Origin of the sequence: Halomonas sp. IOP_6, from assembly GCF_021151565.1 — a bacterium.
Lineage (GTDB): Bacteria > Pseudomonadota > Gammaproteobacteria > Pseudomonadales > Halomonadaceae > Vreelandella > Vreelandella alkaliphila.
This window is the reverse complement of record NZ_JAIRBO010000003.1, coordinates 394,586-419,777: the sequence shown is the minus strand read 5'-3', so window position 1 is coordinate 419,777 and position 25,192 is coordinate 394,586. Positions and strand designations below refer to the sequence as shown.

Here is a 25,192-nt window from a genome sequence, read left to right as displayed (position 1 = left end):
GCGTACTACAGTGGCTTTGCTGGGCGACGCTTACCAACGTTGAGTACGATCAGGGCAATACCGGCTACCACAAGCCCCCCGCCTACCAGCTTATGAATACCTAGGCTGTCGCCCATCAACAGCGCGCCCAAGCCAACAGCAAGTACTGGCACCAGCAAGGTCATTGGCACCACGCGATTCACAGGATGGCGGCGTAGTAAGGCATACCAAATGCCGTAAGCAACAATTGATGACATTACCGCGGTGTAAGTCATCGCTCCCCACCCGCGCCAACTCGCTTGCTGAATGGCCTGCCACTGGCCAGTTTCAAATAGCCAAGACCCTAACGCGACCTGAGGAATCGCAAACAGCGCTACCCAACCCGCCAGTGCTAAGGGAGCGATAGGCGGACCGCGCTTAATCAACAGTTGGGAAACTGCCCAGCCAAAGGCGCTTAACAAAAGAATAGTCAGCGGCAGTGGTGAGGGCAGCGTTGGCCCTCCAGCGAGCACAATAACGCCAGCGAAAGAGAACAGCAGCCCCGCGATGCGTTTTGCCCCCAGTTTTTCTTTAAGAAACACCACCGCCAGTAGCGTGGCAAAAGGCGTGCCCATCTGCACCAGCAGTGCGCCAGTGCCTGCTTCTGCTTGGCCTAAGCCGATAAACAGCAGCGCAAAATGTAGGCTGCCAAATGTGAAGGAGAGTAAGAGCAAAAAAGGCAACTGAGCTCGAGCGACAGGGTAGAAAGGCACTAATAGCGCAGCGACCAGCACAAAGCGCAGGGTCGTCATTAGTAGTGGCGGTAGCTCCGCCACGCCCACCTTTATAACAATGATATTCAGCGCCCAAATGGCGATGACGAATAGGCCTAACAACAGGTCGCGTAGTGGCACGTTGATATCCGTTGGTAACGATTTAACAGTGGCTTTAGCATATCAGTAAGCGCTACTGCAGCGTAATGGCACGGTGTTCATCCACCTGCAGTTAACGGCGAAATGCTAACGACCGGCTTCCTTTAAACTCATGAGTGCCTACAATAGAGCGTTGCCTGCTTTAGCGCTTATTTTGTAGCAAACAGCAGCACACTGTGGGTAGATAATAGATATCACTGGACACCAACTGATAAAAAAGGATCGACAATAATGACGCTGACACGCTCTATGGCTCGTTTAACGGTAGGTTTAGCTGGTGCGGCCTTGCTCTCGGCTTCTTTCTCTGCACAAGCACGTGAACTCTCTGTATCCACTGTTTTATCTGATGCTTTCCCATGGGGGCAGGCGGCGGAAAAGTGGGCGGAGTTGGTGGAAGAGCGCAGTGGTGGAGAACTAACGCTGCGGGTTTACCCGAACTCTCAGTTGGTTTCCGGTGACCAAACTCGTGAGTTTTCGGCCATGCGTTCGGGGCTAATCGATGCTGCGGTAGGCTCGACGATTAACTGGTCGCCTCAGGTTCCTGAACTGAATTTATTCTCTTTACCTTTCTTTATTCCCGATGAAGCTGCTGTGGATGCGGTTACTGGCGGAGAAGCGGGTGAGTTGGTCTTTGAAGCGATTGAGTCTCGCGGTGTTATGCCGCTGGCCTGGGGCGAAAATGGCTTCCGCCAAGTGTCAAACTCCCGTGGGCCGATTAGTCAGCCAGAGGATTTGGATGGTCTGAAAATCCGCGTGGTTGGCTCACCGCTGTTCCAGGATACCTTCTCTGCCCTTAACGCAGATCCGACGCAAATGAGTTGGACAGATGCTCAGCCAGCGTTAACCACTGGCGCGGTTGACGGGCAGGAGAATCCGCTTTCAGTATTTGATGTCGCGCGTATTGATCAGGTGGGCCAGGAGCACTTAACGCTCTGGAACTACATGAATGACCCGCTGATTTTTGCGGTTAACCAGCAGGTATGGCAGTCGCTTGATGAAGAACAGCAAGTGCTGTTGCGTGAAACTGCCATTGAAGCGGGGGAGTGGGAAATTGCCATGACGCGTGAGGAAGAAAGCGAGCGCCTGGCGGCTATTCAAGAGCGCGGTGTCACAGTAACCGAGCTTTCCGATGAGCAGTATCAGGCGTTTGTCGATGCCACGCAGTCCGTTTACGAAAAATGGGCGCCGCGCATTGGGGAAGACGTGGTTAACGCAGCTCGGTCGGCTATCGACGCACGTTAATAACTCCTTAGTGTTTTAACTGCCGGCCTACAGGGCCGGTAGTTTTTTCTATTGTGAGGCTGCCATGAAAGGCTTTCCCGATGCACGCCCTGAACGTTGGCTGGGCGCGCTGTCACTTATTATTATTTCGTTGATTAGTTTGGGAAATGTGGTCACACGTTACCTGACTGGCGGCTCATTCTCGTTTACCGAAGAATTTTCCGTATTTTTGCTGGTGGTGCTTACCTTCGCAGGGGCATCGGTGGCGCTTAGGCGAAACCGTCATATTCGTATTGGTTTTTTGGAGCGGGCGCTACCTGGGCGCTGGCGCAGCGCACTTATTCTATTTCAAGCGCTATGTGGGGTAACCGTTCTGGGCTTGATCACTTGGTATGGTGGAAAGCTAGCCTGGCAAGAGTACCAATGGGAGTCGCTATCGCCGGGGTTAGGGTTGCCTCAGTGGTGGTACTTAGTATGGCTTCCGATATTATCCTTTGCCATGGTATGGCGTCTCGTTCAGCAAACCCGAGATCGACTAAACGGAGGGCTGGATAATGACGCCTGATATTTGGATGATTCTTGCCTTTGCCGGATTTTTGATATCGGGTGTGCCCGTGGCATTTTCGCTCGCGTTAGCTGGCTCGGTAGGTATTGTGGCTGGGCTTTCGCCAGATATGTTGGCGACGCTAGGCACCAATACCTATAACAGCATTGCCAAGTACCCTTTAATCGCGATACCGCTATTCATACTGACAGGACTGATTTTTGAGCGCTCTGGTGTGGCGTTACGCTTGGTACGCTTTGCTCAGGCACTTATTGGGCCTCGTCATGGCGGTCTGGCGCTGGTCGCGGTGCTGGTGTGCATGATTATGGGGGGCATGAGTGGGTCAGGCCCGGCGGATGCGGCGGCAGTGGCTATGGTAATGCTGCCAAGCATGACAAAAGCGGGCTATCCAAAGCCATTTTCCGCAACCCTTATTGCCGCATCGGCATCCACCGCTATTCTAATCCCGCCTTCCGTGGCGCTAATTCTTTACTCGATTGTGGTGCCCGGTGTCGATCTGCGCGCGTTATTTGCCGCAGGACTTTTTCCAGGCATTTTGGCAGGGCTAGCGCTGCTGGTGCCTGCGATGATCGTTGCTAAGCGTTACGGCTGGGAAGGAACACCGGTAGCAGGTGCTGAAACCTTGACCGTGCGTACGACGTTTAGGCAAGCGTTGCCCGCTTTGTTTGCTCCAGTGCTTATTTTAGGGGGGCTGCGCTCAGGCTTATTTACTCCAACAGAAGCCGCCGTTGTAGCGGTTGCCTATGGCACCATCGTGGGGTTGTTTTTGACGAAAGAACTTTCGTTACGTGACCTATGGGAATTGTTAGGAGAGGCCGCGATTATTTCTGGAGTGGTGATGTTGATTATCGCTCTAGCGGGAATTTTTGCTTGGGCTGGTACAATGCTGGGGACTTTTCGTCATTTGGCAGAGTGGATTATTGGCTTAACGGACAACGGTGTTTTGCTGTTGGTGCTGGTCATGCTAGCAGTATTAGTCGCTGGCATGCTGCTTGACGCTATTTCTATCTATCTCATCATGATGCCAGTGCTGATACCCGTCATGCAGCACTTTGAATGGAACCCGGTTTGGTTCGGCATTCTGCTAGCTATGAACATTGCAATTGGTCAATTTACCCCGCCGGTTGCGGTGAATTTAATGGTAACCACAGAGGTTGCCAAAATCCGTTTGGAAGAGACTTTAGGGTGGGCATTGCTATTTGTTGTGGCGATGGGATGTGCGCTTGCTCTTGTGGCCATTTTTCCAAGTATTGCGCTGTGGTTGCCATCTGTACTTGGTTATAACGTCTAACACACCTATGCCTGACGTCATTCGTCATAAGATGTTCAATCCGATATACGCTATGCGAATACGGCATGGCTATTAACGGTAACTAAACGTAATTCATCGGTAATCTAAGTATGTTGTCTGAGCTGCTTGTGGTAGGCAATGCCATCTACCGTGTGCATTGCCTCTAAGCATTAAGTTTATCTGTTGAACAATAGGACTTAATTGCAAGCACTAGGATGTGTATGGGCGTTATATCGGTAATGACTTGCCGTGTATTTCGCCAAGTATGTTTTTTTTCGCTAAAGTAGTAAGTGTCGGCTGTATTAGTCGGCGTTGATAACAGATTGTCTTGAAAACGTTTTGGCAGAAAAACACCTGAGGGAACCGTTCAGCAGGTGGAGTTAAAGCGAATAACGCTCACAACATCAAGATAAAGAGGTGTGTCCATGAAACGCCATGTATTTTCCACTGCCGCCTTCTCCGGCGCGCTGATTGCGGCCGCTACGTTTGCATCTCCTGCGGTTGCACAGGAACGCTTCATCACTATCGGTACCGGTGGCCAAACAGGTGTGTACTACGTAGTCGGTCAGTCGATCTGTCGATTGGTGAACCGTCTGGAAGACGCAGATATCAAATGTAATGCACCTTCCACTGGTGGCTCCGTGGCCAACATCAACGGTATCAAGTCCGGCGAATTGGACATGGGTGTCGCTCAGTCGGATGTTCAGTATCAAGCTTACAATGGTACTGGGAATTTTGAAGGAGAACCTTACGAAGAGCTGCGAGCGGTGTTCCGTGTTCACGGTGAACCCTTAACTCTGCTTGCGCGTGCTGACTCAGGAATCGAGACACTCGACGATCTGGAAGGTAAGCGCGTCAATATTGGTAATCCAGGTTCAGGCCAGCGTAACACCATGGAAGTGGTGATGGACGCGAAAGGTTGGACTGAAGATACCTTCTCCTTAGCATCTCAGCTTGATGCCGCAGAGCAAGCTGCAGCTCTTGCTGATAATAACGTTGATGCCATGGTTTATGTGGTGGGCCACCCCAATGGTTCCATCCAAGAAGCTACTACCACCGTTGATGCTCGTCTGATTTCACTTAATGACGAAGACATTCAGGGCATCGTTGATGAATACCCCTACTATTCAACATCGGTAATTCCGGGTGGTCTGTATCGTGGTAATGACGAAGATGTCGAAACTTTCGGCGTGGCGGCTACCTTTGTAACCACTGCTGAAGCTGACGAAGACGTTATCTACCAGACCGTCAAGGCAGTTTTCGATAACTTTGATCGCTTCAAACGCCTGCATCCGGCCTTCGAGAACCTTGATCCGGAAGATATGGTGACTCAGGGGCTTTCTGCACCCCTGCATGATGGGGCTGCGCGTTACTACCGTGAACAAGGCTGGATCGAGTAACCGTATAGCTTGACGTACTGTTACCTTGGTAAGAAATGCGCGGTTACCCCAGGGTGCCGCGCATTTTAGTTTAGAATGTTTTATAGGGCATTTCGATATGGCAATTATGCGTCAATCGTCTCGGAGAAGGGCAGGCATATGACTGAAGATAAGAATAGACCTTCGGGAGCCGGAGTAGACTTGGAGGATATGGTAGCCTCCAGTGACACGGGAGCCCGTAAACCGTCCGGCATGCCCGGTAAGCTCTTGGTAAGCATTGCAGCGGCATGGTCTCTTTTTCAATTGTGGATCGCTTCTCCAGTGCCCTTCATTTTGGGGTTTGGCGTTTTTAATGCCACAGAGGCCCGCTCTATCCACTTAGCCTTTGCGCTGTTTCTTGCGTATATGGCCTATCCGGCACTCAAGCGTTCACCTCGTGACCGTATTCCGATCCAGGATTGGATACTTGCAGCAACAGCAGCCTTTTGTGGCGCTTATATGTTCATGTTTTATGAGCAGCTATCCCAGCGCCCCGGCGCACCAATAATGCAGGACGTTATTATTGGTATCGCAGGGATACTGCTACTGCTAGAAGCGACTCGTCGTGCGCTTGGCCCGCCGTTGATGATCGTGGCGTCAGTTTTCCTTATGTATAGCTTGGCTGGCCCTTGGATGCCGGGCATTCTTTCACATGGTGGTGTTAGTCTATTTGGCTTGATTAATCACCAGTGGTTGACGACCCAGGGGGTCTTCGGTATCGCTCTAGGGGTCTCAACTAGCTTTGTGTTCCTATTTGTGTTGTTCGGTGCTTTGCTAGATAAGGCTGGTGCTGGCAACTACTTTATTAAAGTTGCATTTTCGCTGCTTGGTCACTATCGCGGTGGTCCAGCGAAAGCTGCTGTAGTCGCCTCTGCAATGACCGGTTTGATTTCCGGTTCTTCGATTGCCAATGTTGTGACCACCGGTACTTTTACGGTGCCAATGATGAAGCGGGTAGGGTTTTCTTCCGAAAAGGCGGGTGCAGTCGAAGTGGCGTCATCGGTCAACGGGCAGATTATGCCTCCGGTGATGGGGGCTGCCGCCTTCCTGATGGTCGAGTATGTAGGTATTTCTTATGTCGAAGTAATTAAGCATGCCTTCTTGCCTGCGCTGATTTCGTATATCGCGCTGGTCTATATCGTTCACCTGGAAGCCCTAAAAGCCAATATGCAAGGGCTTCAAAGCAGCAATCCGCCTAAGCCGCTGGTCAATAAAGTGGTCGGTTTTCTCGGTGGTCTGCTACTGATGATGATCACCGCTCTGGGGGTCTATTATGGCCTCGGTTGGCTCAAACCGGTACTGGGCGACGCTACTCCATGGGTGGTGGCCGTTGGGCTGACAGTGATTTATATCGCACTACTCAAACTGGCGGCAGGTTACCCCGAACTTGAGCTCGATGATCCTAACCAGCCAATCTATTCACTGCCGCAGACGAAGCCTACAGTGCTGGTTGGCTTGCAGTACATTCTACCTGTCATTGTGTTGGTCTGGTGTCTGATGGTCGAGCGCTTGTCGCCAGGACTGTCGGCTTTTTGGGCCACTGTTTTCATGATCTTCATCATTCTTACTCAACGCCCCATCACGTCGATCTTTAGGGGACGCGGCGATATGGCTGCGGATTTGCGTGAAGGCGCTATGGATCTGTGGAGCGGCTTAGTCACCGGCGCTCGCAACATGATTGGTATCGGCATCGCCACTGCCACCGCTGGCATCATTGTCGGTGCTGTATCGCAGACTGGGGTGGGCCTGGTACTGGCCGAGGTAGTGGAAACGCTTGCCATGGGTAACTTGATGCTGATTTTACTGCTTACTGCAGTGCTCAGTTTGATTCTTGGCATGGGGTTGCCTACGACGGCTAACTACATTGTAGTATCTGCGCTACTGGCGCCAGTTATCGTCAGCTTAGGTGCTGAAAATGGCCTGCTAGTGCCATTGATTGCGGTACACCTGTTTGTGTTTTATTTCGGTATCATGGCTGATGTTACGCCGCCGGTGGGGCTGGCGTCCTTTGCGGCGGCGGCAGTATCGGGTGGCGATCCCATTCGGACAGGTTTCCAGGCTTTCTATTACAGCCTTCGTACCGCGGCGCTACCGTTCTTGTTCATCTTTAATACCGACCTGCTGTTAATCGATGTGACCTTCCTTCAGGGAATTTTGATCTTTGTCGTCTCGACTATCGCTATGTTGATCTTCGCCGCAGCGACCCAGGGTTTTATGATTACACGTAACCGCTGGTATGAGTCTATTGTGCTGCTGCTGATCGCGTTCACGCTGTTCCGCCCCGGTTTCTGGATGGATATGATCCATGATCCCTATGAGTCGATACCGCCCGATCAATTCGTTGAAGCGCTGGGCAGTGTCGACGAAGACTCTACCCTGCGCTTGCAGATTGCGGGTCTTGATGACTACGGTGATCCCATGACGACCTACATGACACTTCCGGTGCCAGAGGGTGAAACGGGACAAGAGCGGCTCGACAACCTGGGCATGGAGCTTTTTATTGAGGATGGCAAGGCGACCGTTGATATGGTGGCTTATGGCAGCCAAGCTGCAGACCTCGGTTTCGACTTCGATCAAGAAATCATCGAGGTACTGGCTCCTGTTGACCGTTGGACTAAAGAGCTGATGTGGATTCCTGCATTCCTGGTCTTTGGGCTGATTGTATTGATGCAGCGTCGGCGTCGTAATAACACGTCAGCTACCGCTGCCGCATGAAGGAGAATGCCATGTACAGCAAGATCATGTTGCCGGTGGACCTGAATGAGGAAGCTTCTTGGTCAAAGGCTCTGCCTACAGCCCTGACGTTATGTCGCACTTTTGGTGCTTCGCTACATGTAGTTACGGTACTGCCGGATTACCGTATGCCGATGGTGGGTTCCTATTTTCCCAAGGACTTCGCTAAAAAGGCGCATGCAGCGATAACCGATGCACTTCATGACTTCATTAAGGAGAAAGTGCCTGAGGACATTCAGGTACAAAGTGTCACTGTGGATGGTTCCCCGTGGGAGGGGATTATCAAGGCTGGTAAGAAACTGGATGTGGACCTGATCGTTATGGCATCACATAACAAGCGTAAGTTTGTAGATTATGTCTTGGGGCCTAACGCTGAACATGTGGTTCATCACTCCAAGGTATCGGTAATGATCGTGCGCTGACGTTTCAATACCGAGTTGTTTGTTAAGCGAACTCCAGGCCATTTGGCCTGGAGTTTTTGTTTGTGAGGTTATATTAACGCTGGCTAACGCATCGAATAAATTGGCGTTAATAGCATGAAAGCAGGATTTTTTGTACGCGATGTCGCCAGACAGCCCCACCTTGTCATTGCTCAGCTACATTAAAGATACGTTAAGCCATTAACCCATGGTTAACGAACTCATGCATGTGGCAACTTTTTCAGGGTATTGGGCAAGTTCGATCTCAATCTGAATGGGGGTTTAAAAGCCACCACTGCATTGGGGTAAATCTAAGGAGTCATGCTATGAATGCAGCTACAACAAAAACGCACGGCCGAGCAGATATGCCTAATGTGAAAATCACTATTAATAAGGTGGGAATGGATCGGCCGCGTGCATGGCTTGCCGCGGGGTTTGAGGACTTTCGTCGCGCAACTGCTATCAGTTTAACCTACGGTATGTTTTGGGTGGGATTAAGCATAGCCATTACGGCGGGGGCAATAACACTCGGCTATTGGTACTGGTTATTACCTATGATCGCTGGGTTTATGTTTGTTGGGCCACTGGTGGCGGTAGGCTCCTATGGCATTAGTCTTGCTCTTGAGCGGGGAAGGGTTCCTAACCTTGGCGATGCCTTCGGCAGTTGGCGTCCGCACGCAGGCCAGTTGGCGATGATGGGCGTGATGATGATGATTTTCTTCCTCGCCTGGATTCGCCTTGCAACGCTGCTGTTCGCGTTGTTCTTTGGCTTTGAAGTACCTAGTCCAGCAACCCTTTACACATCACTCCTTACCACGCCTGAAGGCTTAGGCATGATTGCAGTAGGTTCAGTAGCGGGCGGTATTCTCGCTTTCGGTGCGTTTGCGATTAGCTCAGTGGCTATCCCAACGCTAATGGATCAGGATCTTACCTTTATGGAGGGTATCGAAGCTAGCGTGCGCTGTGTTGCCAAAAACTTCCGTCCTATGCTGTTGTGGGCGGCTATTTTGACAGGCTGCGTTTTGATTGGTGTGCTTACGTTTTACATTGGCTTGGCACTCATTTTGCCAGTTTTAGGCCACGCAACATGGCATGCTTATGAAGACTTGGTGCGCTTTGAGCCAATCGAAAAGCTTGAGACCTAGCGGCTAGAAAGTCTTGAAACGTTGAACCTCAAACGCGTTGTTGAGTGAGAACATACTTAACCTGACTATGTAAAAGAGATAGCGTAACCTTTGCGCTATCTCTTTTTTATCCAGAGTCCTGCCTGTCTTGATAGTTGACAGAAGCGGTTCTATTTTCAAGACATTGTGTCGTGAGGTAAGCGTTGTGAAAGTGTTTTTACTGGGGTGGATTATGCTGGCGCTCAGTGTTCCCGTGACGGGCCATGCGCGGACAGATGCCTCCCTTGATATGCCCGAAGGGCCTGTTATTCTCACAATCAGCGGTGACATAACACATTTCAACACAACCCAGGGCGCACGCTTTGACCGTGATATGTTACAAGCTTTGCCACAGCACTCCTTTGAAACGGGCACGCCGTGGACTGAGGGCAGTAGTACTTATAGCGGACCGCTGATGCGCACATTATTAGAGCATGTCGGGTTGCCTGGTTCTGAAAATAGCTCTGGAAATAGCGTTTATGTCTCTGCATTAAACGGGTTCGAAGCAGAAATTCCGATCAGTGACTTTTATGAGTACGATGTGATCCTAGCATTAGAGCGGAACGGGCAAAGCATTCCTATCCGTGAGTACGGCCCTTTGTGGGTGCTTTATCCTTTCAGCCAAGATGAGGCTCTGTTGAGTGAAAAAATGCGTTTTAGAGCTGTTTGGCAAGTTATGCAGATAAATGTCCGTTAGTCGGTCTATTTCTCGGGCTCCCCGCCTACTGCGTTATCCGCGTCGCTTTAAAGTGGTTGCTATGATTACCGTCCTGCTGTTCGCGGCAGCTCTGGTAGTGGCAGCCTTAGCGGCTTGGCGTCAGGATAATTTGACACAAAGTTTGAGAGAAGATACGGCTTGGGTAGTTTATAAGCTTGATCGCGATGCGATTCAGCTATTCAACCACTTACTTGCGGCCACCCGTGGCCCGATTTCACCTTCCGATCAGGACGATCTGAACCTGCACTTCGAACTGCTCTATAGTCGAATGACGCTGTTGCAAGAGGGCGAAGTGAGCCTGCTGTTAGACAATATTAGTATGGCAAAAGCGTTATTAGTTCAAATTCAGCAGCAGCTAGATACGCTAGATCCCATGTTTGAACCTCATGCATCTTTACCTCAGCTGCCGATCGCTGAGCTAGAGGAAGAGCTGTTGGTACTAACTCGACTGACAGAGCGATTTGTTATCGCTATTAATGGTTATCTAGCGAAGTCTGCTACTGAAGAGCGCGTGCTATTAAATATTTTATATAAGCTCTTAATGTCGCTATTGGTGGGAATGAGTTTCGCTGTATTGCTGGTAATTGTGTTTCTCGTGCGTGAAATGCGAGAAAGCGCCTCCGCTCGTCGTGAGCAAGAGCAACTTAGCCATCAACTAGAAATCACTGCCACGCAGGCACAGGCGGCGAATCACGCTAAATCTGACTTTTTAGCGATGGTTAGCCATGAAATTCGCACGCCGCTCAACGGCGTTATTGGTATGAGTGAGTTGCTGCGTGAACCATCTAGCCTTGCGCAAGTAGAAGACTATGCTCGTACGATTCATGACAGCGCTAATCAGTTGCTAGCGATGATCAATGAAATTCTTGATTTTTCAAAGATTGAAGCGGGGCACCTAACGCTTGAAACTTCGCCCACCGCCCTTAAACCATTAGTCGACAGCGTTATATCGCTTTTTGAGCCTCGCGCTAAGGAAAAAGGCCTGCAGTTAGCGTTAGATGTTGATCCTTTAGTACCGGCATGGGTAATGATCGATGCCAGCCGATTGCGCCAGATTTTGCTTAACCTCATCACAAACGCTATTAAATTTACTGACCATGGTAGAGTCAATATACGTATTTATTCCACGGTAAAGAGCCTGTTATTTGAAGTTTGTGATACCGGTTGTGGCTTAAATGAGGAGCAACAGTCGTCACTGTTTGAGCCATTTCAACAAGCGGATGAGTCAGTTGCTCGTCGGTTTGGCGGTACTGGGTTAGGTTTGGCGATTTGTAAACGCTTAAGCGAAGCCATGCAAGGACGATTAGGGGTTCGTAGCACTCCTGGGCAGGGCAGCACATTTTGGTGCGAATTGCCCCTGGTAGAAGCCAGCCCCGTCACCGCTCCATTGCCGCCTGAACCAACGCAGGATTTTACAGGCACCTCCCTACTACTTGTGGAAGACAATGCCGTCAATCGTAAAGTTGCCACTGGGCTGCTGTCGCGCCTTGGATGTGATGTCGTCTGTGCTGAAAATGGCCAAGATGCACTAGACATGGTGCAGGCTCAGCAGGTGCACCTTATCTTTATGGATATCCAGCTACCGGATATTGACGGCATCACCGTGACCAAAAGGCTTCGATCTCAAGGCGGTTGGCTGGCTAACGTGCCGATTGTGGCCATGACGGCTGGCGGCGTGGAAGATGTTCGCCAACGCTGCCTAGCAGCGGGAATGAATGATTACATTACCAAACCGCTATCCTTACTTTCCCTTAGCCATGTGCTGTCACTGCAGCTGTTTACGGCTTCGCGCCCAGATGCGTTGTCGGTGTTGCCTTTAGATCAGGAGCAGCAAGAGTTACAGCCACTACTTAACCGTGCAACACTAGAGTCCCTGGTTATGTCACTGGGAGCTGAAAGTGTCGATCAGCTCATCATGCTTTATTACCAGCAAGTGAGTGATTACTCTGCGCAGTTGGCTGCTTACCTAAGGAACGCGGCATTGCTGACAACGGAGCAGGCCAAGCAAGTGGCGCGCTTAGCACATCAGCTGCGCGGCGAATCGCTCGGTGTTGGGGCTGAGCGTTTGGCCGCTGAGGCTAAACGGCTCGAAATAACCGCCAGTAACAGTGCGTCTTCACCGCAAGACTTTACTGAAACCATGAACCTGTTGAGGCAAACCGCTTCGCGAACTCATGCAGCGTTGGAGAAATGGCGCCGTGACGATAGCACCGAAGAATAGCGGTATTCAGATCGCTGCAAGCAACCAGCTAAATCCCTTCCAAGCCGCCGATGAACTAGCTCAGCAGCTGGGTCATGAGCACTTAGGGTTTGTGCTGTTTTTTTGCAGTGCAGAGTATCCGTTAGAGGAACTAGCAGCTGCCCTTGGCGGTGCGTTTGATAAGGTGCCGATGAGTGGTTGCACGACGGCGGGCGAGATTACACCGCAAGGCTATGACCGAGGCTCTGTGGTTGCGATAGGTTTTGATAGTCGCGTGTTTGCAATTGAAACCGCACTGGTAGACGACCTTGAACACTTTGACCTTAGCCGCGCACAACCGCTTGTCGATACCTTGCTGGAGCGTTGTCGACAGCAGGCAGTTGCACCCGTGAACGAGCATAGCTTTGCCCTCACGTTACTAGATGGTTTGTCCAGCCGTGAAGAACAGGTATTAGCAACCTTAGATGCGGCTCTTGGCCGTATTCCCAGCTTTGGCGGCTCGGCCGGTGATGATAATCACCTTACCCATACCCATGTTTATGCGAATGGGCATTTTCATACCCGCGCCGCCGTGGTGGTAATGCTTAACACGCGGCTTCCGTTTGAGGTGTTTTCTACCCATCATCTTGAACCGCTTGCCCATAAGTTAGTGGTAACAGAGGCTGACCGGGAGCAGCGCCGAGTGCTAGAGCTCAACGGGTTACCTGCTGCTGACGTGTATGCAGCGTTAGTCGGCTGTTCTGTTGATGCGCTATCGCCATCCATTTTTGCCCAGCACCCGCTGGCAGTTTATATCGGCGGTCAACACTATATTCGTTCAATACAACGCGTGAATGAGGATGCTAGCCTAACGTTTTACTGTGCGGTAGAAACGGGCATTGTGCTCACCGCGATGCGGCCTGCGCCGTTACTCTTAGATCTAGAGGTGATGCTACAGCGCGTGCAACAACGCCTGGGGGCAACACCTTCGATTATAGGCTGTGATTGTTTCTTAAGGCGTATGGCGCTTGAGTCTTTGCAGCAGTTGGATCAAGCGTCAGCGCTGCTTCGTCAGGCACGAGTGGTGGGGTTTAATACCTACGGCGAACATCATCATGGCATGCACGTAAACCAAACCTTTACGGGGGTGGCTTTTGGCGCTCTTCCAACTAGCGGCGGATAGCAATACTGCGGCGGATAATGCCACGCTGCGCGAGGAAAATCGCCGTTTGCGTAAGGTTTGCCAGGCGCTAATGGAGCGTGTGGAGTCCGGAGCAAGCCCCAACAGCGCTCCTTATGCAGCGTTTGAGCGCTCGGTGCTGCTGGCAGAGCAAGTACGCGAACGCACCGACGCACTTCATCGCACATTAGATGAACTTAGCCAAGTAAATGCGCGGCTGTTGGCGGCGAATGCCGAAGCAGAGGCGGCCAATCTTTCCAAAACGAAATTTTTAGCGGCGGTCAGTCATGACCTGCTTCAGCCGTTAAACGCCGCACGGTTATTCGCCAGTGCCTTAGAAACGCATGCGCTCCCTGAGGCCTCCCAAGCTTTAGTAGGCCACATAGGGCGTTCGTTAAAAGATGTCGAAGGGCTTTTAGGTACATTGGTGGATATTTCCCGCCTGGATGCCGGCGTGCTTCATGCGGATAAAGCACCGTTTGCGGTAAGTACGCTGTTAGATGCCTTGGCCGAAGAGTATCGGCAAGTGGCCGCCGTACGTGGGCTGACGCTTCACTATGTGCCGTCGAGTGTGGTGGTCGAATCTGATCTAGCGCTGCTGGCGCGTGTCGTGCGCAACTTCCTAAGCAATGCCGTGCGCTACACTGAACATGGCCACTTACTGCTTGGCTGTCGACGACGCGCCAACGGTCTTGAAATTATGGTGGGCGATACTGGGCCGGGTATACCAGAGCCACAGCGTAAGGCGATTTTTCTAGAATTTCGCCGCGCCAACCAGTCCCAAAGTGGCCACAGCCGAGGGCTTGGATTGGGACTGGCAATCGTAGATCGTATCAGCACTATGTTAGAGCACCCTGTGTCGCTTACTTCACAGCTTGGGCGTGGCTCGCTTTTTTCTGTGCTGGTCCCTTTCTCTGTGCCAGTACCTAATGCAGCCACAAGCGCGGGTGCATCGCCCGTTGCGTGTGCGCCAAAAGCGTTGCCTGGATCTGATCGTTGGCAGCACGATCCGCTACAAGGCTGTGTCATTTGGGTGATTGATGATGATCCCGCAATTATAGAAGGAATGCAGGCGTTGCTGGGCAGTTGGGGGTGTCGGGTGAGGGCAGCCGCAACGGTGAGTGCGCTGGAAGCAGCGAGTGACGGTGAGCGCCCGGCTGTGCTGTTGGTGGATTATCACCTGGGGGATCACCGCGAAAATGGGATCGATCTGGCGGCAAGATTGCGTCGACGCTACCCAGGGTTGGCCACCGTAGTCATCACTGCCAACCATGAGGCAGCCTTGAAGCGGGCCACCCGGGAAGCAGGTATGCACTGTTTGTTAAAGCCGCTTAAGCCTCTTCGTTTAAAGATGCTACTGGGAACGCTCTTAGAGAATTCGACTTAACGGGAAGTCGGCAGTTAGGTGGAAGAGGTTCGTTTGGCAAGATAAGCGCCTAGCTCCTCTTCACCTGCGATGACGATGGCATGCACTCTACTTGTTGCACCTAGCTTGCGTAAAATAGCCGAGACATGCGTTTTAACGGTAGTTTCAGCGATGAACAGTTCTCGTGCGATCTGTTTGTTGGACATCCCCTGAGCCATGCAACCCAATACATCTAACTGCTTGTCGGTTAAGCGTATTAGCCGTTCGCGGGACACCTCCGACGAAGGCGTCAACGCTGATGAGTCCATACGTGGGGGCGGCTGGCGCATAATATCTGCAGGCAGATAAAGTTGCCCCTGAAGAATTTGGTTGAGTGCTGCTAACAGCTGCTCTCGGGGAGTTGATTTCGGAATATAGCCCACGGCACCTTGGGTAATGGCATCTAACACCAACTGGCGCTCCTGATGTGCCGAGACAATGGCGACGGGGAGCCATGGGAATCTTTCTCGAAGTATTGTCAGACCCTCTAGTCCATCGGCATCGGGCAGGCTTAAATCGAGCAACAGCAGATCAAGCTCATCGTGGGTGCCTATCGTGTGAATAGCCGCCGCCAAACTGTCCGACTCCAGCAGTTGAGTATCTGTTAAACCAGCGCTAATCACCGCGTGTAGTGCTTCGCGAAACAGCGGATGGTCATCTGCCACTAGCAACGAGTACATGGCGTCTCCTACCAAGGGATGAGGGTGCGTCCTGCCATCGGGCTATATCGTAAATGGCGTGTGTGGCTAACACTGGGTAGGCACCTTATTTAATAATCATAATACTCAGGAGCTTTACCATGATCTACGCCAACCCGGGTGATGCTGGTTCCGTTGTGTCCTTTGAAAAACGCTTTGGCAACTATATCGGCGGTGAGTTTGTTCCCCCGGTCAACGGCCAGTACTTTGATAATATCAGTCCTGTTAACGGCCAAGTATTCTGCGAAATTCCCCGCTCTAGCGCTGAAGACATTGAGAAAGCGCTGGATGCAGCTCACAAAGCAGCGCCTGCCTGGGGTAAAACCTCCGTTCAAGAGCGCAGTAACATCCTACTTAAGATTGCCGACCGCCTCGAGCAAAACCTTGAGATGCTGGCTGTCGCAGAAACGTGGGATAACGGAAAAGCGGTTCGTGAAACCCTGAATGCGGATATTCCGCTGGCTGTTGACCACTTCCGTTACTTTGCTGGCTGCTTGCGTTCACAAGAAGGTACGGCTGCGGATATCGATGCTAACACTGTTGCCTACCACTTCCATGAGCCGCTGGGCGTTGTTGGTCAAATTATTCCCTGGAACTTCCCGATTCTAATGGCTGCTTGGAAACTTGGCCCTGCCCTTGCCGCGGGTAACTGCGTCATACTGAAGCCAGCTGAGCAAACTCCTGCCTCGATATTGAAAGTTATGGAGGTTATTGGCGACCTGCTGCCTCCCGGCGTGCTAAACGTCGTTAATGGATTTGGCGCAGAAGCAGGCCAAGCACTCGCCACCAGCAAGCGTATTGCCAAAATTGCCTTTACCGGTTCGACGCCGGTTGGCTCGCATATTCTTAAATGTGCCGCAGAAAATATTATCCCCTCGACAGTGGAGCTGGGTGGTAAATCGCCCAATATCTATTTCGCTGACATCATGAACGCCGAGCCGACGTTTATTGATAAAGCCGTCGAAGGCTTAGTGCTGGCCTTCTTCAACCAAGGCGAAGTATGTACCTGCCCTTCTCGTGCGTTGATTCAAGAGAGCATGTACGACGAGTTTATGGCCAAGGTGGTTGAGCGGACTAAAACAATCAAGCGTGGTAACCCGCTGGATACCGACGTGCAAGTAGGTGCTCAGGCGTCACAAGAGCAGTTCGATAAAATCATGTCATACATGGATATCGCGCGTGACGAAGGCGCTGAGTTCCTTGCTGGCGGTGATAAAGAGAGCCTGGATGACAGCATCAATGGCGGCTACTACATCCAGCCGACACTGCTCAAAGGCAACAACAAGATGCGCGTCTTCCAGGAAGAGATTTTTGGTCCTGTGGTTGCTGTTACCACCTTCAAAGATGAAGAAGAAGCGCTCGCCATTGCCAACGATACCGAGTTCGGCCTGGGTGCCGGCGTATGGAGCCGTGACATCAACGTCGCCTTCCGTATGGGGCGTGGCATTCAAGCAGGTCGCGTATGGACCAACTGCTATCACCAGTACCCTGCCCATGCTGCGTTCGGCGGTTATAAGAAATCAGGCGTAGGTCGCGAAACCCATAAAGTGGCGCTTGAGCACTATCAGCAAACTAAGAACCTGCTAGTGAGTTACGATATTAACCCGCTAGGTTTCTTCTAATACACTATTCTGCAGTGATATCGCCCGGCCATTGCCGGGCGTTTTGCTACTCCTCTGACGCTTACTGTAACGATAAGAGCAACCACAAGTTGCCACATCGACAACCATCAGGAGTTGCATCATGGATAACACAATGCGGGCGGCAGTCGTACGTGAGTTCGGCCAGCCACTAGCGATAGAAGAAGTAGACGTGCCTCGTCCCAAGCGGGGAGAGGTGCTGATGAAGGTGTCGGCCTCTGGCGTTTGCCACACCGATTTACATGCAGCACACGGCGATTGGCCGGTAAAACCCTCGCCACCGTTTATTCCAGGGCACGAAGGCGTTGGGCATATCGTGGCGGTGGGTGACGGCGTTACCCATGTCAAAGAGGGCGATCGTATCGGCGTGCCCTGGCTGTACTCAGCCTGTGGTTACTGTGAACACTGTTTAGGCGGCTGGGAAACCCTGTGTGAATCCCAGCAAAATACCGGTTATTCGGTCAACGGCGGGTTTGCCGACTATACCTTGGCGGATGCAGGCTATGTAGGGCGTCTGCCGGACGCCGTTGATTTCATCGAAATAGCTCCGGTTCTGTGTGCAGGAGTAACGGTTTATAAAGGCTTGAAAATGACCGATACCCGCCCTGGGCAGTGGGTGGTTATTTCAGGCGTTGGCGGCCTGGGGCATATGGCGGTGCAGTACGCGAAAGCGATGGGGCTGAACGTCGCGGCTGTTGATATTGACGACGGTAAATTAGCCCTAGCCGAACGGTTAGGTGCCACGGTGACGGTTAACGCGATGAAAACCGACCCTGCGGCGTATCTGAAGAAAACCATTGGCGGTGCCCATGGGGCACTGGTCACAGCGGTATCGCCGAAGGCGTTTGATCAAGCGCAAAACATGCTGCGCCGTGGTGGCACTCTGGTGCTCAATGGCTTGCCTCCGGGTGACTTCCCACTGCCGATCTTCAGCACGGTGCTTAACGGTATTACCATTCGTGGCTCTATCGTGGGGACGCGCAGTGATCTTCAAGAAGCGCTGGATTTCGCCGCTGAAGGCAAAGTCAAAGCGACCGTGGCGACCGACACGCTAGACAATATCAACGATGTCTTCCAACGTATGATCGACGGCAAGATAGAAGGCCGTATTGTGCTGGATATGGCGAGCTGAGCGAGCAAGTGGGGGAGAAAATAGCTCCCCCTTTTATTCCCTGCCGTCTATTCAATATCTACTGAATCTTTCTTTTCCAACCAGCGTTGTGCCATACGCTCGGCATGGGCAAGATTGCTCACGACCGCTAATTTGCCCACTTCACGCTTAATGCCCGCGCGTTTAATTTTGAGTGCCAGGCGCGGCTGCAGCCCAACAAACATAACTCCTACGCCTTGTTCGCTCAGCTCACGGCGCAACGTATCTAACGCCACCATGGCCGTGGTATCCAGACTGGGAACTTCACGCATATCCAGAACTATAATTCGCACGCTGTGATCAATCACTCTTAGCGTGGCAATCGCCTTTTCAGCGGCACCGAAAAATAGTGGACCGTGAATTTTGTAAAGGGCGACTTCCGGTGGGAAGTGCGCGTCTTTATCGGGTGTGTCTAAGCGTTGAGTGTGGGTCAACTGGGCCATGCGGCGAATAAACAACGCGGCGGCCAAGCCAATACCGACAGCCACCGCAATCACCATGTCAAAAAGTACCGTTAGCCCAAAGCAGATCACCAGCACCCACACATCGCTAGCGGGGGCACTTTTCAGTGTATGCACAAAGTGTCGTGCTTCGCTCATATTCCAGGCGATGATAAATAGTAGCGCAGCCAGGGCCGCCATAGGCACATGTCCCAGAACGCCTGCCAGCGCGACTACCGCGAGTAGCACCACCAGCGAATGAACTACTGCGGCGATAGGTGAGAAGGCGCCGCTTTTGATGTTGGTCGCCGTGCGGGCAAGCGCTGCTGTGGCAGTAATGCCGCCAAAGAAGGGCACGATTAAGTTGCCCAGCCCCTGACCAATCAGTTCAGCATTAGGATCATGTCGAGTGCGGGTTAGGCCATCTGCCACGACGGCGCAGAGCAGTGATTCAATTGCCGCCAGTAACGCGATGGCTAGCGCTGGGCCAAGCAGCGCTTGAATTAGCGCGAAGTTAATCTCAAGCGGTGCGCCGTCAGCGCCAGGAAAGTGCCAGGGTGCAGCAACGCTAGGTGCAAAGGGGGGAATGCCGCTACCGCTTTCACCTTGGAACTCCCAGCTAAACCGTGAGGCGATCGTGTCGACTTCAACGCCACTCATTACTAGTAGTGCGGCAGCTAGGGTACCTACCGCCAAGCCAACTAGTGGCGCAGGTATCGGAGTATTCAATCTGGGCCAGATTAACAGCGTTGCCAAGGTAACAACTCCCACGCTGATTTCTGCGGGGGAAAGGCTGGGTAGCGCTTGGCCAATCAGCACTAGGTTATGCAGGGTACTATCGCCTAGCTCTACTCCGGCCAAGCCAAGAAAGTCAGGTAGTTGTAGGAGCGCAATGACTACCCCGATGCCCGCCGTAAAGCCGAGGATAACCGGGTAGGGCACGTACTGAATCAGACTGCCTAACCGAGAAAGCCCCAGTGCGACCAAAATGGCGCCTGCCATCAGTGTGGCAATCAGCAGTCCGCCCAGGCCATGGTTGGCGACAATAGGAAATAGAATTACCACAAAAGCGGCGGTGGGGCCGGAAATGTTAAAACGCGAGCCACCCGTCAAAGCGATCACTGCGCCCGCGACAATCGCAGTATAAAGCCCGTGTTGGGGCGGCACGCCAGTGGCAATCGCCAACGCCATAGAAAGTGGGACGGCTACCACACCAATCGTTAGCCCCGCCATGACATCACGTTTCAATTTGGCAAGCGTGTATCCTTCGCGCCAAGCGCTAAGTAGTGCACTGCCCGGCACTGGAAAGGCGTATCCCGAAGGTCGGTGAGCGCGGGCCATCAGGCAAGTCTCCTAATAAAGTTGAAAAACAAGCAAGTGGGAAAACAAAGTTTTACGTTACGCCTGCCCAGTGATTCTCACAATATGGCGTTAGTTGTGAGGGGCATCATCAGGGCGTTTTTCGGGCATAAAAAATCCCAGCACGTAGGCTGGGATTTCTCTTTTCACTTAAAGACTTACGCCATTACATCTGGGAATCTTCGGGCGGTTCGCCGATGGTGCCGGGCATTGCTTGCACATGGCCCATCTGTTGACCTGCCAGAGTAAGGAAGTGTAGATGGCGTTCGTACTCTGCCACGAGATCACCAATCACTTGACCACGGGTATAGCCGTTCAAGTCTTTATCTTGACCGCCTTCAGCTAAGTACACGTCCAAGCGGACATAGAAGTCATCATCCGCAGGTATAAAGCTGGGTGTACGCATACGGTGCGGACATACTTGATAGACAAAGCTAGTGGCATCGCCCAGGTCAACCTGCAGCGTCAGATTGGGAAGCGACTCGCCATCAAGATGCTCTTCGGTAACGTTGGCGGTTTGGCCACGGCTTTCAAGTTCTTGGGCAAATTGCGTCATCGCTGGGCGAATAGAGTGTTGAATGGTTGCTGCGGCACCCGCACGGTTAGAGGTATCCAGCGCACGATCCAAACGCTCGCGCCAGTCACCGCCGGGTGCGCCACCGGCAATCATGCGACGTGCGTCGGCTTTGCTGCCTTCCAGTTTCAGGGCTTTATACATTCCCACCATGACTGCGAAAATCACCAATGAGAAAGGCAGGGCGGTAATCACCACGGCACTTTGCAGAGCGTTTAAGCCGCCAGCCATTAACAGGGCGATGGTGATCAAGCCAATCACTGCCGACCAGAAAATACGCAGACGGATCGGCGCATCATGGTTAACGTCACTCAAAATAGAAGTGAAGTTGGCCAGTACCAGCGCACCGGAGTCCGCAGAGGTAATAAAGAACACAATGCCTAGCACTGTTACTATGGCTGCAGTAAGACCTGCGTAAGGATAGTACTCAAGCAGTGTATAAAGCGTGGTTTGCGGAGTGTTGAGTGCCTGCTCACCCAGCTCGACCACACCGTGGTTGGCCACCAGCTCAATGCCGCTGTTACCGAACACCGACATCCAGACCATCATAAAGGCCAGCGGAATAAACAACGCTCCAGCAACAAATTCGCGGATAGTACGGCCACGTGAAATACGTGCCAAGAAAAGGCCGACAAACGGTGTCCAGGCAATCCACCAGCCCCAGAAGAAGATCGTCCACCACATTTTCCACTCTTGGGCGCCTTCATCGGCAAACGCGTAGGTGTCAAAGCTGGCACCCACAAACCCAGAAAGGTAGTCACCGGCGTTATTGACCACTTTATCTAGTAGGACCAGGGTATCGCCTGAAAAGAGTACAAATAGCATCAGGGCTAGCGCGAGTAGCATGTTGAACTCAGAAAGACGGCGAATGCCTTTCTCGACGCCAGTCACCACAGAAATGGTTGCCAACACCACGACCAGGACGATCAAAATCACTTGCACGGTGAGGGTTTCAGGCACGCCGAACATATAGGTAAGGCCGTAATTGAGCTGCATCACCCCAATACCCAGGCTAGTGGCGATACCGAATACAGTGGAGACAACAGCGGTAATGTCTACGGCGTTACCGATTGGCCCGTGGATACGCTTGCCTAAAATTGGATAGAGAGCGCTACGGATCGCCAGTGGCAAGCGATGGCGGTAACTAAAGTAGGCCAGCGCCATACCCATCAACACGTACAGCCCCCAGCCGGAAAGCCCCCAGTGCAGATAGGTTTGAACGACGGCCTGACGCATGGCCTCTTGGCTTTCAGGCGCTAGATCAGGTGGTGCCAGATAGTGGGCGACCGGTTCAGCAACGCTGAAAAACAGCAAGTCAATACCGATACCTGCAGCAAACAGCATGGCTGACCACGATAGCAACGAAAACTCAGGCCGAGAGTGATCTGGGCCAAGGCGAATGCTGCCAAAGCGCGACATGCCAATAATCACCACAAATACCAGATAAGCCACAATCGCCAGCATGTAGTACCAGCCGAATGTTTTACTTACCCAGGCAAGCCCAGCATCGAAGAAAGCACCGGCCTGTTCGGTAAACAGCATGGTAAGAATCAAGAAAAGGAGAATTCCCGCCACACTCCCGTGGAAAACCACGGGATTGAGGCGGTCGCGTGAGGGGAGGTTGGGGTTGTCTTTCGCCATGGAGGCGGACTCCTGTTGTTAAGACAAGAATTAAAAACAGCGTTATTTTTGAATGAACGTTCAAATAAAATACGCGGTTTATGTGCTCACTTCAAGTCGACGGGAAGCTTTCAGACCCGCGGATAAAGCGCTTTTCAGGAGTATAGAAACAAAAATGCCCGGCTAGGCCGGGCGTTAGAGCAGGGTTTGACGTTTAATAAACGCTTACTCTGCCGCACTTTCCTCTGCAGGTTCGCTGTGGTGTCCACGACGCTCATGATCGCGCTTGCCATGAGCTCCTTCACCCTGGCGACGCTCGCCATGTCTCTCAGCATGCATCTCGCGCATGGCATCGCGCAGAGTTTGTTGCTCTTCTTCGGTTAGGATCTCGGCCACCTGTGCTTGGTGCTCTTCGCGCAGCGACAGCATGGCATCACGGTGTTCAGCGTGTGCTTCGTTTAAGGCAGTTTGCTGCTCTTCGCTTAAACCGGCGCGTTGATAAGCTTCTTGGCGGTACTCTTCCATGCGTTCCTGCATTGCTTCGCGGTCAATACCTGCACTGTTGTGGTGACCGGCATTGGCACTGACGGCTAAAGGCATAAGTGCAACGGCAAGTAGTGCAGGAGCAAATAATTGACGTAATGTCATGTTCATAATAGACCTCGAAACGTTTTAAAAAGTGGCAGTTTATCGATGTCAGTATCTAGGAGCTTGGTGTAAAACGTTTGCACAAAGTGTGCAACAACCGTGACCTTATTTTAGCTTACACGGTCACAATCACTTGGGTGGGGGCTCACTGGATTTAAGAAGACCTGTGATTAAAAACTGTATTGAGGGGGGAGTATTGAGGAATTTTACATGCTGGATTTACGTATTATGCGTCGATACCTGGGCATAAGCGCGCTGACTCTCTTGATGAGTGGCTGCGGTGCAACGCATCAAGCCAGCCAGGGCCTACCTGCCATTGAGCAGGGGATGCTGAACACTCCGCAGACTTTTACTCGACTACCTTCCCAACGTTATACACCTGATGATTGGGCACAAACATTGAGCGCCCAGGTGCTATTGCCGAATGCATCAGACGCGGAGCGTCGACCAGCTGCACTCATTGTGCATGGCGGTGGCTGGCGCAACCGTGGACCTGACGACATGGAGGCGATTGCTGAGCAGTTAGCAGAGCAGGGATATGTGACAGTGAATATTGAGCACCGCTTTGCTCCCGAGTACCGATTCCCTGAACAGCTACATGATTTGCAACAGGCGATGAGCTGGATTCACAGTAACGCTGAGCGTTGGCAAGTGGATACTGACCGCATCGTGGGCGTTGGCTTTTCTTCTGGCGCACATTTGATAAGCCTGCTTGCCTTGGCTGGCGATGAAGGCCCGCTTGGCTACCCCTATGGTGGCGAGCACACAAAGCTAGCAGCGGTGTTGGTCGGCGGTCTACCCAGTGATCTGCTGAAGTTTGATGACGGCCGCTTGGTGGTCGACTTTATTGGCGGCACCCGCGCCGAAAAACCAGAGGCCTATGTGCTGGCTTCACCTGCGCGGCAAATCACCCCTCAGGCACCACCGTTTTTTCTGTTTCATGGCAGTTGGGATCAGCTAGTGCCCGTTGATCACGCTACTGACTTCTATCAAGCACTCCAGGCTCAGGGCACTGAAAGCGAGCTTTACTTACAGCGTGGCTACGGTCATTTTGCCAGCTTTCTGCTGCGTGGTAGCGCCATTGACGCGGGAATCGCCTTTTTAAATCGCCAAGTTCAGCCACCAATTGTAGAGAGCAAATAGACGGGGTTATCCCTCAGGCTGATATTTATATCCAACCCCGTAAACGGAGCGAATAATCTCTAGCTCGGGGAGTGCTTCATGGATTTTTTTGCGTAGCTTCTTAATGTGGCTGTCCACGGTACGCTCCGAGACAATGCGATTATCCCTGTACATGTGATCCATTAGCTGCTCGCGACTGAAGATACGTCCCGGGGACTGCATCATGACGCGCAATAGTTGGAACTCTACGGCAGTGAGGCCAAGGTCGTGCCCATTGGCAAGCGCCTGCCAGCCCTCTTCATCGAGTGTCACTGGTGCTTGTGGGGTGGTGTCGGAGGCGTCATCGACTTGCGCCGCGGCTTGGCTGCGGCGTAATACGGCTTTTACGCGGGCAACCACTTCGCGGGGGCTAAAGGGTTTGCAAACATAGTCGTCTGCACCTAGCTCCAAGCCCAGTAAACGATCAACTTCCTCGACTTTCGCGGTCACCATAATAATGGGTAAGTTAGGCCAGTGTTGACGGATTTCTCGACACAGCGCTAGTCCATCTTTACCAGGAAGCATGACATCTAGCAGTACTAATGCAGGAACGTGCTGGGTTAGCCAGGGCATAACGTCGTTGCCGTTGGCAATTATTGTCGGAGCAAAATTATTGTTTTCCAGGTAGTCCGCCATTAAGCGGGCAATTTTAGGCTCGTCTTCAACAATGAGCAGTGAGGCGTCTTGGGATGAATTATTCTCAGACATAGTCAGCTCGCT

At 52.2% G+C, this 25,192-nt stretch carries 20 protein-coding genes; 14 read left to right on the top strand and 6 right to left on the bottom strand.

The genetic code is table 11. The features are described 5' to 3' along the window. Window positions 1-5 precede the first annotated feature (5 nt). Window positions 6-872 (bottom strand): DMT family transporter, encoded by an 867-nt coding sequence (locus tag K7H08_RS08085; protein WP_038477861.1) that lies wholly within the window; start codon window positions 870-872, stop codon window positions 6-8. A gap of 249 nt (window positions 873-1,121) precedes the next feature. Here K7H08_RS08085 and K7H08_RS08080 point away from each other — a divergent pair, with 249 nt between their 5' ends. The 11 genes from K7H08_RS08080 to K7H08_RS08030 all read left to right on the top strand — a co-directional run bounded on the left by K7H08_RS08080 (window position 1,122) and on the right by K7H08_RS08030 (window position 15,164). Continuing rightward, window positions 1,122-2,132 carry a DctP family TRAP transporter solute-binding subunit gene (locus K7H08_RS08080; RefSeq protein WP_231657659.1) on the top strand — a complete coding sequence of 337 codons (1,011 nt, stop codon included), beginning with the start codon at window positions 1,122-1,124 and terminating at the stop codon, window positions 2,130-2,132. Between the two features lie 64 nt (window positions 2,133-2,196). Continuing rightward, window positions 2,197-2,676: a TRAP transporter small permease gene (locus tag K7H08_RS08075; RefSeq protein WP_038477856.1), complete on the top strand. Its 480-nt coding sequence runs from the start codon at window positions 2,197-2,199 to the stop codon at window positions 2,674-2,676. Beyond that, window positions 2,666-3,967, top strand: a complete 1,302-nt coding sequence (locus K7H08_RS08070; RefSeq protein WP_198348917.1) for a TRAP transporter large permease — start codon at window positions 2,666-2,668, stop codon at window positions 3,965-3,967. Before K7H08_RS08075 ends, K7H08_RS08070 begins: the two co-directional genes overlap by 11 nt. A 425-nt stretch (window positions 3,968-4,392) precedes the next feature. Continuing rightward, a complete protein-coding gene (locus K7H08_RS08065) occupies window positions 4,393-5,367 on the top strand; it encodes a TAXI family TRAP transporter solute-binding subunit (protein ID WP_231657658.1) in 975 nt (324 codons plus the stop codon). Window positions 5,368-5,505: 138 nt separating this feature from the next. Further along, complete coding sequence (locus tag K7H08_RS08060) at window positions 5,506-8,100, top strand: TRAP transporter permease (protein WP_231657657.1); 2,595 nt, start codon at window positions 5,506-5,508, stop codon at window positions 8,098-8,100. Between the two features lie 11 nt (window positions 8,101-8,111). Next, window positions 8,112-8,540, top strand: a complete 429-nt coding sequence (locus tag K7H08_RS08055; RefSeq protein ID WP_193068692.1) for a universal stress protein — start codon at window positions 8,112-8,114, stop codon at window positions 8,538-8,540. 323 nt (window positions 8,541-8,863) lie between these two features. After that, on the top strand, window positions 8,864-9,682 hold the full coding sequence (locus K7H08_RS08050) for a DUF2189 domain-containing protein (RefSeq protein WP_231657656.1): 819 nt from the start codon (window positions 8,864-8,866) through the stop codon (window positions 9,680-9,682). Between the two features lie 211 nt (window positions 9,683-9,893). Continuing rightward, complete coding sequence (locus K7H08_RS08045) at window positions 9,894-10,397, top strand: molybdopterin-dependent oxidoreductase (protein ID WP_269438841.1); 504 nt, start codon at window positions 9,894-9,896, stop codon at window positions 10,395-10,397. After that, on the top strand, window positions 10,387-12,639 hold the full coding sequence (locus K7H08_RS08040) for an ATP-binding protein (RefSeq protein WP_231657654.1): 2,253 nt from the start codon (window positions 10,387-10,389) through the stop codon (window positions 12,637-12,639). The genes K7H08_RS08045 and K7H08_RS08040 overlap by 11 nt, the downstream gene beginning before the upstream one ends. Next, window positions 12,593-13,780 (top strand): nitric oxide-sensing protein NosP, encoded by a 1,188-nt coding sequence (nosP, locus tag K7H08_RS08035; protein WP_415965114.1) that lies wholly within the window; start codon window positions 12,593-12,595, stop codon window positions 13,778-13,780. The genes K7H08_RS08040 and nosP overlap by 47 nt, the downstream gene beginning before the upstream one ends. After that, complete coding sequence (locus K7H08_RS08030; RefSeq protein ID WP_231657652.1) at window positions 13,752-15,164, top strand: hybrid sensor histidine kinase/response regulator; 1,413 nt, start codon at window positions 13,752-13,754, stop codon at window positions 15,162-15,164. The genes nosP and K7H08_RS08030 overlap by 29 nt, the downstream gene beginning before the upstream one ends. Window positions 15,165-15,178: 14 nt before the next feature. Here K7H08_RS08030 and K7H08_RS08025 read toward each other — a convergent pair whose 3' ends face one another. Further along, the gene (locus K7H08_RS08025; protein ID WP_231657651.1) at window positions 15,179-15,862 is read right to left on the bottom strand and encodes a LuxR C-terminal-related transcriptional regulator; all 684 of its coding nucleotides are present in this window, start codon (window positions 15,860-15,862) and stop codon (window positions 15,179-15,181) included. 119 nt (window positions 15,863-15,981) lie between these two features. Between K7H08_RS08025 and exaC the strand changes: the two genes are divergently transcribed. After that, on the top strand, window positions 15,982-17,502 hold the full coding sequence (exaC, locus tag K7H08_RS08020; protein ID WP_009721344.1) for an acetaldehyde dehydrogenase ExaC: 1,521 nt from the start codon (window positions 15,982-15,984) through the stop codon (window positions 17,500-17,502). A 121-nt stretch (window positions 17,503-17,623) separates the two neighbouring features. Next, window positions 17,624-18,652, top strand: a complete 1,029-nt coding sequence (gene adhP / locus K7H08_RS08015) for an alcohol dehydrogenase AdhP (RefSeq protein WP_231657650.1) — start codon at window positions 17,624-17,626, stop codon at window positions 18,650-18,652. A 47-nt stretch (window positions 18,653-18,699) separates the two neighbouring features. Here adhP and dauA read toward each other — a convergent pair whose 3' ends face one another. From dauA to K7H08_RS08000, 3 genes are all read right to left on the bottom strand, one after another. Then, window positions 18,700-20,451 (bottom strand): C4-dicarboxylic acid transporter DauA, encoded by a 1,752-nt coding sequence (dauA, locus tag K7H08_RS08010; RefSeq protein ID WP_231657649.1) that lies wholly within the window; start codon window positions 20,449-20,451, stop codon window positions 18,700-18,702. 184 nt (window positions 20,452-20,635) lie between these two features. Continuing rightward, window positions 20,636-22,684 carry a choline BCCT transporter BetT gene (betT, locus tag K7H08_RS08005; protein WP_231657648.1) on the bottom strand — a complete coding sequence of 683 codons (2,049 nt, stop codon included), beginning with the start codon at window positions 22,682-22,684 and terminating at the stop codon, window positions 20,636-20,638. A 204-nt stretch (window positions 22,685-22,888) separates the two neighbouring features. Further along, window positions 22,889-23,317, bottom strand: a complete 429-nt coding sequence (locus tag K7H08_RS08000; protein ID WP_319618655.1) for a hypothetical protein — start codon at window positions 23,315-23,317, stop codon at window positions 22,889-22,891. A 204-nt stretch (window positions 23,318-23,521) separates the two neighbouring features. Here K7H08_RS08000 and K7H08_RS07995 point away from each other — a divergent pair, with 204 nt between their 5' ends. Further along, window positions 23,522-24,454 carry an alpha/beta hydrolase fold domain-containing protein gene (locus tag K7H08_RS07995; RefSeq protein ID WP_231657647.1) on the top strand — a complete coding sequence of 311 codons (933 nt, stop codon included), beginning with the start codon at window positions 23,522-23,524 and terminating at the stop codon, window positions 24,452-24,454. Window positions 24,455-24,460: 6 nt separating this feature from the next. On the opposite strand, the gene K7H08_RS07990 is transcribed toward K7H08_RS07995, so the two are convergent. Continuing rightward, the gene (locus tag K7H08_RS07990; RefSeq protein ID WP_038477812.1) at window positions 24,461-25,180 is read right to left on the bottom strand and encodes a response regulator; all 720 of its coding nucleotides are present in this window, start codon (window positions 25,178-25,180) and stop codon (window positions 24,461-24,463) included. Between the last annotated feature and the right edge of the window lie 12 nt (window positions 25,181-25,192).